This is a genomic window from Adlercreutzia sp. ZJ304 (assembly GCF_011039075.1).
In the GTDB taxonomy this organism is placed as follows: domain Bacteria; phylum Actinomycetota; class Coriobacteriia; order Coriobacteriales; family Eggerthellaceae; genus Adlercreutzia_A.
The window spans coordinates 1-12,680 of record NZ_JAAKEG010000010.1; the positions used below are offsets into that span (position 1 = coordinate 1).

At 48.7% G+C, this 12,680-nt stretch carries 7 protein-coding genes, 1 other RNA gene and 1 pseudogene; 6 read left to right on the plus strand and 3 right to left on the minus strand.

All coding sequences use genetic code 11. The annotated features are described in order from the left end of the window. The 6 genes and pseudogenes from G7Y46_RS06500 to G7Y46_RS06525 form a co-directional block, all read left to right on the plus strand. Positions 1–313, plus strand: a pseudogene (locus G7Y46_RS06500) (hypothetical protein); the annotation flags it as partial. A 218-nt stretch (positions 314–531) separates the two neighbouring features. Next, positions 532–2,439 (plus strand): molecular chaperone DnaK, encoded by a 1,908-nt coding sequence (gene dnaK / locus G7Y46_RS06505; RefSeq protein WP_165062758.1) that lies wholly within the window; start codon positions 532–534, stop codon positions 2,437–2,439. Between the two features lie 4 nt (positions 2,440–2,443). After that, the gene (locus tag G7Y46_RS06510) at positions 2,444–3,220 is read left to right on the plus strand and encodes a nucleotide exchange factor GrpE (RefSeq protein WP_241157079.1); all 777 of its coding nucleotides are present in this window, start codon (positions 2,444–2,446) and stop codon (positions 3,218–3,220) included. 56 nt (positions 3,221–3,276) lie between these two features. Then, positions 3,277–4,263, plus strand: a complete 987-nt coding sequence (locus G7Y46_RS06515; protein WP_165253418.1) for a DnaJ C-terminal domain-containing protein — start codon at positions 3,277–3,279, stop codon at positions 4,261–4,263. Beyond that, the gene (locus G7Y46_RS06520) at positions 4,257–4,697 is read left to right on the plus strand and encodes a helix-turn-helix transcriptional regulator (RefSeq protein ID WP_165062756.1); all 441 of its coding nucleotides are present in this window, start codon (positions 4,257–4,259) and stop codon (positions 4,695–4,697) included. The genes G7Y46_RS06515 and G7Y46_RS06520 overlap by 7 nt, the downstream gene beginning before the upstream one ends. Before the next feature lie 50 nt (positions 4,698–4,747). Beyond that, positions 4,748–7,480 carry an AAA family ATPase gene (locus G7Y46_RS06525; protein WP_165062755.1) on the plus strand — a complete coding sequence of 911 codons (2,733 nt, stop codon included), beginning with the start codon at positions 4,748–4,750 and terminating at the stop codon, positions 7,478–7,480. Between the two features lie 8 nt (positions 7,481–7,488). Here G7Y46_RS06525 and ssrS read toward each other — a convergent pair. From ssrS to G7Y46_RS06540, 3 genes are all read right to left on the minus strand, one after another. Continuing rightward, positions 7,489–7,656, minus strand: a non-coding RNA gene (ssrS, locus tag G7Y46_RS06530) — 6S RNA. 70 nt (positions 7,657–7,726) lie between these two features. After that, positions 7,727–9,697 (minus strand): Stk1 family PASTA domain-containing Ser/Thr kinase, encoded by a 1,971-nt coding sequence (pknB, locus tag G7Y46_RS06535; protein ID WP_241157080.1) that lies wholly within the window; start codon positions 9,695–9,697, stop codon positions 7,727–7,729. Between the two features lie 219 nt (positions 9,698–9,916). After that, positions 9,917–12,679, minus strand: coding sequence for an FtsW/RodA/SpoVE family cell cycle protein (locus G7Y46_RS06540; protein WP_165253420.1), 2,763 nt, complete (start codon positions 12,677–12,679; stop codon positions 9,917–9,919). Position 12,680: the final 1 nt, after the last annotated feature.

Consider the following 12,680-nt stretch of genomic DNA (forward strand, 5'->3'; position numbering starts at 1 on the left):
GGATAAAGTGTTTTCTGTAAGCACTATAGAAGAAGATATAAGGCGAGAAGCTAAATGGGCTGCAGAAGATGCTGTCAGAGCAGAAATGCAAGAAGTTCTTGCAGAAGCTGTAAAAGATGCTCGCAAAGAGGCGATGGAAGAAGGATTGCAAGAAGGATTGCAGCAAGGGATGCAACAAGGAATACAAAAAGGTACTAATAAATTCGCTGCACTTGTAGAAAAATTATTCTCAGAAAACAGACACGACGATGTCCTTAAAGCTTCTGAAGATGCAGCTTATCGCGAACAGTTATTTCAAGAATTCAATTTATAGAAAACTCACGTCTAGTTTTTCGTCTTCGTAACAATTCTAAACCGAATAGAAACACTTATAGCATTTCGAACAAATGTGTTTGAAATGTGTGTAAAGTTCCCTAAGTGCGGCGAACTGAAAATTCCACGCATAGAAAACTTGACAGTAAGGCACTTAGATTTTATAGTAGTCACAACATCAGAGAAATTGATACTCAAACACGAAAGAGAGGCATTAATATGGCTAAGATACTTGGAATCGACTTAGGTACCACTAACTCCGCTATGGCAGTTATGGAAGGTTCCGAGCCTGAGATTCTAGTAAATGCCGAAGGCGACCGCACAACTCCCTCTGTTGAGGGTTTTCGTAAAGATGGCGAACGTGTTGTAGGCAAAGCTGCAAAAAATCAGGCAGTTACTAATCCTGAAAACACCGTTTCTTCAGTGAAGCGTTTTATTGGTCGTAGTTATGACGAAACCTCAGAAGAGCAGAAAACCGTTTCTTACAACGTACAAAAAGGTAAAGACGGTCGCGCCGTTATCGATATTGACGGCAAGAATTACACTCCAGAAGAAATTTCGGCAATGGTGCTGCAAAAGTTGAAAGCCGATGCCGAAAAACAAACTGGCGACACTATTACTCAGGCAGTTATTACCGTTCCGGCTTACTTCAACGATGCTCAGCGTCAAGCAACTAAAGACGCAGGCAAGATTGCTGGTCTAAATGTAGAGCGCATTATCAACGAACCAACCGCAGCCGCTTTGGCTTATGGTCTTGACAAGGCTGACCACGACGAAAAAATCCTCGTGTTCGACTTGGGCGGCGGCACATTCGACGTGTCGGTACTAGAATTGGGCGACGGCGTATTTGAGGTTGCCTCTACCGCAGGCGACAATCACCTTGGTGGCGATGACTGGGATCAGCGCATAATCGACTGGATGGCAGACAAATTCAAGGCTGACAACGGTATCGATCTTCGCGAAGACAAGATGGCGCTGCAGCGTTTGAAGGAAGCAGCTGAAAAGGCAAAGATGGAGCTTTCCTCCACTTCTCAGACCAACATCAACCTGCCGTTCATTACAGCTGGTGCCGATGGTCCGAAGCATCTTGATCTTACGCTTACACGCACAGAATTCCAGAGCATTACTAAAGATTTGCTAGAGCGTTGCAAGAAGCCTGTCGAACAGGCTCTGAAAGATGCGGGCTTGAAGGCAGGAGAACTTGACGAGGTTATCTTGGTTGGCGGTTCTACTCGTATGCCCGCTGTGCAAGAGCTTGTCGAGAAGCTGACCGGCAAAAAGCCGAACATGTCTGTAAACCCCGACGAAGTTGTGGCTATGGGCGCAGCTATCCAAGGCGGCGTGCTTTCAGGCGATGTAACTGGCATTCTGCTGCTTGACGTAACTCCGCTTTCGCTGGGTGTTGAAACAATGGGTGGTGTTATGACCAAGATGATCGAGCGCAACACAACTATTCCTACCCGCAAGACCGAAATTTACTCTACCGCGGCTGACAACCAAACTTCCGTGGAAGTTCACGTTCTACAGGGCGAGCGCGAAATGGCAGCCGGCAACAAGACACTAGGTCGCTTCCAGCTGAATGGTATTCCGGCTGCACGCCGTGGCGTTCCACAAATTGAGGTTACTTTCGACATTGACGCAAACGGTATCGTTAATGTTTCTGCTAAGGATTTGGGCACTGGTAAGCAGCAGCAGATAACCATTTCTGGCAGCACGGCTTTGTCTGACGATGAAGTTGATCGCATGGTTAAAGATGCTGAGCAGCATGCCGAAGAAGATGCGAAGCGCAAGGAAGAAGTTGAAGTTCGCAACAACGCCGAGGCTCTTGTTACAGCCACACAGCAGACACTAGATGAGTTAGGCGACAAGGTTCCAGCCGATGCTAAGAGCGAAGCTGAAAGCGCAATTGCCGAAACGCAAAGTGCGCTTCAAGGTAGCGACATAGACGCAATTCGCACAGCTACTGAGAAGATGCAGCAGGCTGGATACAAACTGGCTGAAGTTGTTTATACCACCGAAGGTGCAGACGCAGGCGCACAAGCTGCAACTGCTGAGAGCACATCTTCCGATGACACCCTAGAAGCCGACTACGAAGTAGTTGACGAAGACGAGTCGAAAGAGAAATAAAGCCATGACCGATTCGACTAAAGACCAAGCAGCAAAGGCTGCAGAAGATATGCAAGAGGGTGCGCCAACAGGCGCACCCGATGCAGTAAAGCCAAATGAGGCAGATGCTGCAGACAATGGTGCTGATGCTAACTCCAGCACCAAAACCGAAACTAATGCTGAAAATGCGACACCTAGCGAACAATCGGAAGCAACTTCACTCGAAGATGAGGCTGAAGCTTTAGTGGCTGATGCGGCAAAGCGTTTTCAGGACGAAGGCGAAAAAGTAGCCGAAACTGAAACCGAAGATAATGCAGCAGCCGCAGCTGCCGCCGAAATAGCTGAATGGAAAGACAAATATGTGCGCCTTCATGCTGAATGGGATACATATCGCAGACGCACTAAAGAGCAGCGCGAAGAAGAGAAGGTTCGTGCAGCTGAGAAATTAGTGGTAAGTCTGCTGCCAGTTTTGGACGATTTAGAGCGCACTATAAATTACGCCGAGAAAAACACCAGCACTGACGTAACAGATGGCTTGTTGGATGGTGTAAAAGCGGTGCTTTCCAAATTTGTAGACACACTACAGAAAGACGGAGTAGTGGTACTTAACCCGGTGGGCGAAGCGTTTGATGCGCTAGAGGCTCAGGCTGTAGGTACCGTTGAAGACACAAGCCAACCCGACGAAACGGTAAACGAGGTATACCAAAAGGGATACAAGATGGGTTCGAAAGTGTTACGCCCTGCAATGGTAACGGTAACAACTGGCGGACCAAAGCGGGAAAAACCTGCTGAAAAAGAATAATTCAGTATTGGGGTGTCTTTAATTGAGACTTTAATTGTTTGAAAGGAGTGGAACGCATGGCAGCAACAGCTACGCCCGATTACTATAAAACACTTGGCGTTCCACGCACCGCGTCGGCTGACGAAATAAAGAAAGCTTTTCGCAAGCTGGCGCGCACGCATCACCCCGATGCGGGCGGAGATGAAGCCAAATTCAAAGAAATAAACGAAGCCTATGAAGTGCTTTCCGACGACAAGAAGCGCCAACTTTACGATCAGTATGGTACTGCAAATGAAAACCATATTCCGTGGGGTGGCGCGGGCACGCAAGGCTTCAACTATGAAGATATTTTTGGTGGCAGCGGCGGTAGCGGTGGTAGCGGCGGCACTTACACATATACCACTGGTAGTGGATTTAATGGAAGCTGGGCGGATATTCTAGAGAGTATTCGTCACGGAGAAGGCGCTTTTGGTACCGATTGGGAATTCGGCAATTTCGGGAAATCTAAAAACCAACGCGGTCAAGATTTAAATGTGGTGTTAGATATTACATTTGATGAAGCCTTCCACGGCACCACGAAGCGTGTTTCAGTGCGCATTCCCGGTAAACAAGAAGCAGATACTATAGATGTAAAAGTTCCTGCGGGTGCACGCGAAGGCGGCAGACTGCGCTATAAGGGCAAAGGTGGCTTAGGCGCAGATGGCGGTCAAGCTGGCGACTTGCTGATAACCACTCACATAACCGAGCATCCATATTACACGCGCGACAAAGCCGATGTTGTACTTGACATGCCCGTCAACATTGCTGAAGCTGCGTTGGGTGCAAAAGTTGTGGTTCCCGCGCCTGATGGCACGAAAGTGCGCGTTAAGGTGCCTGCGGGTACGCAGGATGGCACCGTGCTTACCATTAAAGGAAAAGGTGCGCCCGATTTGAAAAAGAAAGGCAGCTTTGGCAATCTTAAAATAAAGGTGCATGTGAAGATTCCTGATGCTCTTAACGATGCACAGAAAAAGGCACTGGAAGATTTCCAAGCTGCAACCGAAGAAGAGGTGCGGCCATGGTAGGACCAGAGGACAGAAATAGGCCGCTGTACATGATAGGTGTAGCGGCTGAATTAGCAGGAGTACATCCGCAAACGCTTCGCACTTACGAACAAAAAGGGCTGTTATCTCCGCAGCGTACAAGTGGAAATACTCGTATGTATTCGCAAGCCGACATAGAACGGCTTGAATTGATAAACGAGCTTACAGCCGAGGGAATAAACTTGGCGGGCGTTACGCGAATTCTAGATTTGCAAACGCGATTAGACGAGTGCGAATACGAACTGGATAACCTGCATAAACGTGTGCAACGTTTGGCTAGGCGTGTGAACGAACTTTCACCGCATGTACCAGTGAATGCACTTATGAGCATACGTGATTTACCACCCGTGTATCACTGGTTGAATAACACTTCGACCACCGTAACGTTTTATTCCAAAGAAATACACGGCGGCTAGAAACTTAAAAACCTGCATTTATTCTCGCAGGTGAAGAGATAGGAAACGCAATGCGATTAGATAAACTAGCGGTTACTGCGCAGGAGGCAGTACAAGCCGCGCTTGGCGTGGCAAGTGATGCCGATTCTGCAATGGTAGAACCGATACACTTACTAAAAGCGCTGATAGATGCCGATGAAAACAACATTGCCGCAATCATTAAGCGCATTGGTGCCGACCCGGTGTGGCTGGCGCAAAACATATCGGATACAATTGCGAAAATGCCAAAGCAAACGGGCAGCGCTATGCCCATATCGCCACCTTCGCAAGCATTCATAAAGACGATAGACAACGCAGTAAAAATAGCAGAGAAATTGGGCGACAGCTACGCTACCAGCGAACATATGCTGATAGCTTTGTCGGAAGACAAAGGCGAAGCTGGCAAGCTGCTAACCACGGCAGGCATAACACGCAAAAATATTGAATCGGCTTACGATACGCTGCGTGGCAATACGCGCGTTACGTCGCAAACCGACAAGACACAATTTGAAGCACTGGAGCAGTACGGGCAAAACTTAACGCAGCAAGCGCGTGAAGGAAAGTTAGACCCTGTTATTGGGCGTTCGGAGGAAATTCGTCGCACCATACAGGTTCTTAGCCGCCGCACAAAGAACAATCCTGTATTAATTGGCGAACCCGGCACGGGCAAGACAGCTATTGCGGAAGGCTTGGCTCAGCGCATTGTTACAGGCGATGTTCCGTCCAGCTTGAAAGATCGCGAAATTATCAGCCTAGATTTGGGCGCTATGATGGCAGGTGCAAAGTATCGCGGTGAATTTGAAGACCGCCTGAAAGCTGTGTTGCGCGAAGTGAAAGATGCTGGCGGTAACATAATTTTGTTTATCGACGAGTTACACACAATTGTTGGCGCGGGTGCCGGTGGCGATAGTTCGCTAGATGCCGGCAATATGTTGAAACCTGCACTGGCGCGTGGCGAACTGCATGCTATTGGTGCTACCACGCTAGATGAATACCGCAAGTATGTAGAAAAAGATGCGGCGCTTGAAAGGCGCTTCCAGCCGGTAATAATTAACGAACCTACAGTGGAAGACACTATTGCCATTCTGCGTGGTTTGAAAGAGAAATACGAGATTCATCATGGCGTGCGTATAACCGACGGGGCTATTGTTTCGGCGGCAGAACTTTCCGACCGCTACATTGCCGATCGCTTCCTGCCCGACAAAGCAATTGACCTTATGGACGAGGCTGCCAGTCGTTTGCGCATAGAAATTGACAGTATGCCTGAAGAAGTTGATAAGGCAGAGCGTCATCTTACTCAAATGCAGATAGAGGAACAGGCGCTTATGAAGGAAAGCGACGAAGCCTCTGCCGAGCGTCTCGAAAAGCTGCGCCGCGATATAGCAGACGCGCGCGATGCGCTAGATAAGCAAAAAGCTGCTTGGCAAAACGAAAAAGATGTAATTGTTGGTGTTCAGAATTTGAAGGCAGAACTAGATTCTGCGCAGCTTGAAGAGGAGCGCGCCACACGCAGCGGCGATCTGGCACTTGCTAGCGAAATTCGCTACTCGCGCATTCCGCAGTTGCAGCAGCAGCTTCATCAAGCCGAGGAATCGCTTAAAGCTAGCCAAGAAGCTGGCGCTATCTTGAAAGAAGAAGTAACCGAAGAGGAAATTGCGCAGGTTGTATCTACGTGGACCGGTATTCCTGTTACGAAAATGATGCAAGGCGAAATGGAAAAACTGGTTGATTTAGAGGAAGAACTGAAGAAGCGCGTTATAGGGCAAGACGAAGCTGTAAATGTGGTCGCTGGTGCTATACGGCGCAATCGTGCAGGCTTGTCTGACCCAGAACAACCCATCGGCAGCTTTTTGTTCTTAGGTCCAACTGGCGTTGGTAAAACCGAGCTTGCCAAAGCGCTGGCTGAGTATTTGTTTGACAGCGACAAAGCTATGATTCGTATAGATATGTCAGAGTACATGGAAAAGTTCAGTGTGCAGCGCTTGATAGGCGCGCCTCCGGGATATGTGGGCTACGACGAGGGCGGTCAGCTAACCGAAGCCGTGCGACGTCATCCGTATTCTGTGGTGCTGTTAGACGAGATGGAAAAAGCGCATCCCGATGTGTTTAACGTGCTGTTACAGGTGCTAGACGATGGTCGTTTGACCGACGGGCAAGGTCGTGTGGTGAATTTCAAGAACACCATTATTATTATGACCAGCAACGTCGGCAGCCAAATTATTCGCGATCATGCTAACGAAGGCGCGGCATTTGATGGGCACAATGGTGGCAGCGGCGAAACTATGGGCGATATGATTGAAGATATCGCTAAAATGACACCAGAGCAGGCAGCAAAGCGTATGAGCGATTTTACGAATAAGCTGCAAGATGCGCTGCGGTCCACTTTCCGTCCGGAATTTCTCAACCGAATAGACGACATTGTTACGTTCAACGAACTTAACATTTCTACGATAGAGCCTATAGTTGATTTGCAGCTTGAGGAAGTGCGGGATAGGCTGGCGAATCGCCGCATAACACTAGATGTAACGCCTGCGGCTATGGAACATTTAGCAATAGATGGTTACGACCCGGTGTTTGGTGCGCGCCCGCTGAAGCGTCTGATACAGCGTGAAGTTGTTGATCGCATAGCGCAGAAAGTTATAAGCGGTGAGTTGCATGACGGATCGCATGTTTTGGTAGATATAGATGCGGAAGGTGAATACACTTGTTTGATAGAAGGTCCGCTTAGCTTCGATGCGAACGACCTGCGCGCTTTAGAGGCTTAATTTAATATTAGGGTTCCGCCCCTTGCTGAAAGGATGAACCCACCATATAAGGTGGGTGTCCGCAGCGAACTTCCTGGCTTTCGTATCAACGGACACGAATCCCCATTTCATTCGCAATCTAGGACTCCCTTTTTAAAAGCATCGGTCCATCGCGAAAATGGCAGGAGCGGAACCTATACATGAGTATACAATGTGGGTACCGTATAAATCTACAGCACCCACATTGTTTCTAATTTGTTTTTACATCTACTGGCTAGATCTACTAGACGCACTACTTGAAGACGACGGTGCTGGAGCCTCAGGACCTTCCGATACTTCAATAGTTACTGTAGCTCCTTTGCTAACGCTGGTGCCCGCCGATGGGCTTTGGCTTATAACGTTACCTTTAGCTACGCTATCGGAATATGCGTAATCAACACTTACTTTCAATCCTTGATTGCTCAATGCGCTTTTTGCTCCAGATTCCGTATAACCCACGACGCCTTGCACAATTATGGCGCTGCTGCCATTCGATATTACATATGAAATAGTTGAGCCCTTAGCTACCTTTGTACCCGCTGCCGGGTTTTGGCTAATTACGCAGTTAGCAGCTATCTTGTCGCTATTTTGGCTGCCGCTTTGCGATATGGTTAGCCCCTCTGCTTCGGCGCGTTTGCGTGCTGTATCGATGTCTAGCCCTTCTATGCTAGGCACAGTTGCCTGTTCGGAGCCTTTCGACACCACCAAATCTACTTTCGAGCCTTCGGCAGCCTTGCCTTTTGCCACCGGAGACTGCTCCATTATCTGTCCTTCAGAATACTCATCGCTATAGCCTTCAGTCGTTTTCCCAACTATGAAGCCCTTAGCTGCTAGCGCTTTTTGCGCATCGGGAAGCGACATGCCCAAGACATCGGGCACTTCAACTTCTTCTGTACCCTGAGAAATTACCAAGTCTATCTTTGAACCCTTAACTGCCTCTGTGCCGCCTTTCGGATTCTGACTTATAACCTGTCCTGCTGGAACGCTGGTATCAAACGCACTGTCTGTTTTTCCTAGCTTGAAGCCAGCATTTTCTATCATCTGCTGAGCTTCCAAAGTTGTCTTACCGGTTACTTCAGGCACTTCGCCCTTTTCGCCACCACCCAAGAACATAAACGCCAACACAGCTATAACAGCAATGGCTGCAATCGCACAAACCGCGATTATGACACCTTTTTTCTTACCCGAGCCATTGTCATTTCCATAATCTGCCCTGTAGCCACCAGATGCCGCATGCGAACCGCGAGCACCGCCTTTAGTAACAGGCATAACCTGTGTAGAATCAACACTTCCGCCGCCCGCCACGCCTATAGGCGTTATAACGCTGGTCTGTGCACTTGTAAATCCGTCAAGCGATCCAATTGGACGACCAGCCAAAAAATCAGTAAGCGCTATGCGCATATCATTCGCTGTGGCAAAACGTTTGGCAGGATCTTTCTCCATAGCCATAAGTATTATTTGCTCAAACTCTACGGAAATGTCTGGGTTTATTTCGCGCGGAGTTGGCGGCATATTTTGCACCTGCATAAGTGCAACGCTAACGGCATCGGGTCCATCGAAAGGCAATGTACCCGTAGCTGCTTCGTACAACACTATGCCAAGCGAATAAATATCGCTTGCCGGGGTTAAATCTTTGCCCTGTGCTTGTTCTGGCGAAATATAATGCGCCGTACCAAGTACGGTTTGTGTTTTATCAGAATTGGAATTTTTTGCACGCGCTATGCCAAAATCCATCACCTTCACATTGCCGTCTGGCTGAACCATTATGTTTTGCGGCTTAACGTCACGATGAATTATGTCTTGCGAATGGGCAACTGAAAGCGCTTGGCAAACCTGAATGCCTATTTCAGCCACTTTGCGCTGGTTGATGGCACCGCGCTGTTCTATAGCCGTTTTAAGGTCAGACCCGCGAACATATTCCATAACTATGAAATATGTACCATCATCGTGACCCCAGTCGTACACGTTTACTATGTACGGGCTTTGAAGGTTGGCAGCAGCCGCAGCTTCCTGACGGAAACGCCGCGCGAAATCTGGGTCTTCAGCGAATTGCGGCAACATTACCTTTACGGCAACGGTGCGCCCAAGCACGCTGTCTTGCGCGGTATAGACCTCAGCCATCCCGCCAATACCTATGCGCTCACCTATCTCATACCGACCGCTAAATACCTTGCCGGTCATAGGTCCAATTCCACTCACGATAACTCCTTAAAGTTTGTTTTTTCTGCATTTAAAGCAGGAGTTGTCACAGTTCCAAACATTATAACCTCAATCCCTCTTAGTAACTAATTTTTATAGAGCTAGTATGCAAGTTGTAAGAATGTTTCACGTGAAACATTCTTGTCTTTGTCATAATTCAATCTTGCTATGCCTCCTAAATTGTTTCACGTGAAACATTTTCACCGGTCGGGCATTCCTCTATAAAACTCCTTGCACTTGTAGGGCGGTCTGTATAACGCTCTTCGCTTTAGCCGCTGCCGAAGTCTTACTTCCTGCTTCTTCTAGCATTAGAGCAACTATCACATTGCGCTGCCCATCAGCATCGGCAATGCCAACAAACCAACTGTCGTTTTCCTTGCCTTCGTGTTCAGCAGTACCCGTTTTACCCGCAACAGTTACACCGTTAATAGCAGCAGCGCCGCCAGTACCATTAGCAACCACGCCTTTCATAGCTTCAAGCACTTGCGCTGCTACATCGCTACTAACAGCGCGCGTCAACTTACTAGGCTGCGCCGTAAAGCTGCGCTCACCATTGGCGTTATAAACTCCCTCAACCAAATATGGCTGCATTGCCTGCCCATCGTTAGCTATCGCGCTTCCAACAAGCGCCATCTGCAATACTGTAGCTTGCGGTCCAGCAGGGCTCTCATGTTCGCCAACAGGTTCACCTGCAGCAGCCCAAGCAGTCTCCCAAGTTGTCATTTCGTCTGGGTCGGGCATCAACGATTTAGCCAACGGAACTTCCAGTTTTATCTGCGCATCAAACCCGAACGAGTCGGCACCTGCCACCAGACCGTCGGCACCAATTTGCACGCCCAGCTGCCCAAACGCAGTATTCGACGACACCTCAAAGGCACGCTCTAAAGTAATGTTGCCATAGTCACGATCGCGAAAATTAGTAACCGGCGCGTTGCCAATATCCATTTTGCCCGGTGCGTCATATTTCGAATCTAGCGTAGCCACTCCATTGGCTAAAGCCGTTGAAAGCGTAACTATCTTAAATGTGGAGCCCGGCGCATAAAGTGCCTGCGTAGCACGGTTTAACAATTCCGACGAACCCGCGCTCGAATTCTGCATAACATTTTCTATATCAGCCGCATCATACGTCGGCGACGATGCCATAGCTAAAACTGCGCCCGTAGTTGGATCCATAACCACACATGCGCCATTGTATCCCGCTATTGCCTCTTGCGCCGCTTCCTGAATCTTCGAGTTCAGTGTAAGCGTAACGTCATTTCCGGGCTGCGAAATGCCCGCAAGCGAATTCACTACTTCGCTCCAACTTGCGAAATTGCGCTGACCTTTCAGCGTGTCGTTATAGGATGCCTCTATTCCAGATGTGCCATATTTGCTGGAATAGTAACCAACCACATGTGCAGCAAGCGTACCCGCTGGATAATTGCGCTCGTAGGTGCCATCAGCCTGTTCAATCGATTGCGCCAACACCACGCCATCGTAAGTAGAAATGGTGCCACGTTCGCTTTTTTCTTCTTTTGCTATAGTGTGATTGTTGCCCGGCATATTCTGGTAAGCCTGAGCGTTTACTACCATTATGTAAGTCAGATTAGCCACCAAAAGCGCAAACAAAACACTGAAAAATACAAGCGCATACGTTATGTTTTTGCCTAAAGCCACGCGCCCAAGCACGCTATTGGAAGAGTGGCGCGACCGGCTTATAGCAGAAGTCATTTCAACATCGGCACCGGTGCCCGCATCGCCCGCACGCAGCAAAATTGCCACCACAATGAAGCCCGCCAGTAAACTTGAACCGCCTTGGCTTATAAATGGCAGCGTAATGCCGGTTAGAGGAATTAACCGCGTAACGCCGCCCACAATAATGAATGCTTGCAGCACCACGATAGACGTAGCGCCCACAGCCATAAACGAACTAACATCCGATTTCGCACGCGCTGCGGTTAGCATGCCGCGAATAGCGAAGCACAAGTACAAAAGCAAAACACCAGCTGCGCCCAAAAGCCCGCATTCCTCGCCTATGGCGCTAAAAATGAAATCGCTTTCCACATAAGGAATTAGGTCAGCCATTCCACGACCAATACCCACGCCGAACAAATTGCCATCAGCCAGCGAGTACAAACTTTGCACTATCTGATAACCCTTATTTTGCGCGTCTGCGAATGGGTCTAGCCAAATTGCTACACGCGTTTGAACGTGGCTAAACATAAAGAACAGCGCTACCGCCGCAATTCCAGCCAGAACAAGCCCCACCACAACGTAAAGCACTTTGCCGGTAGAAACATACAGCATAATAAGGAACACCAAGAACAGCACAAGCGCGCTGCCAAGATCTTTCTCCAGCACTACTATAAGGAAAGCTAAAGCCCACATGGCAAGCAACGGCAGCAACGTAGCAAGCGAAGGCAAACGCAGCGGTCCTACTTTCCACGTGAACACCGACAGCATTTCGCGATTTTGCGCTAAATAGCCAGCCAAGAATACAACGATGCAAATTTTCGCTAATTCGCCCGGCTGAAACGAGAAGCTGCCCATTGTTAACCACAAGCGGCTGCCATTTATTTCGGTGCCCACCACAGGCAGCATAGGCGAGAGTAAAAGCAACACGCCAACTATCATAAATGTGTACTTATAATTCGCCAGTTTGTCTAAGTTGCGCACAACTAGCAGCACCACAATCATTACAGCCACGCCGGCAAATAGCCACATCAGCTGACGCGACGCCAAATCAGGCACAAGCCGCGTAACAAACGCTATGCCTATGCCGCTTAACGCGAATGTTATTGGCAGAATTGCCGGGTCGGCGTTGGGTGCCAGTTTACGTATGGCAAGATGCGCAATAAAAAACGCTAAGAATATGCCGATGGGCACGCCCAGAGTATTAAACGACAGCTCTTGACCACCCGTAACCACCAGCATAGCAAACAGCACTATAACTATAGGCGCAGCTATTATCAGCAGCAATAATTCTATGCCTCGGCGGGTCATC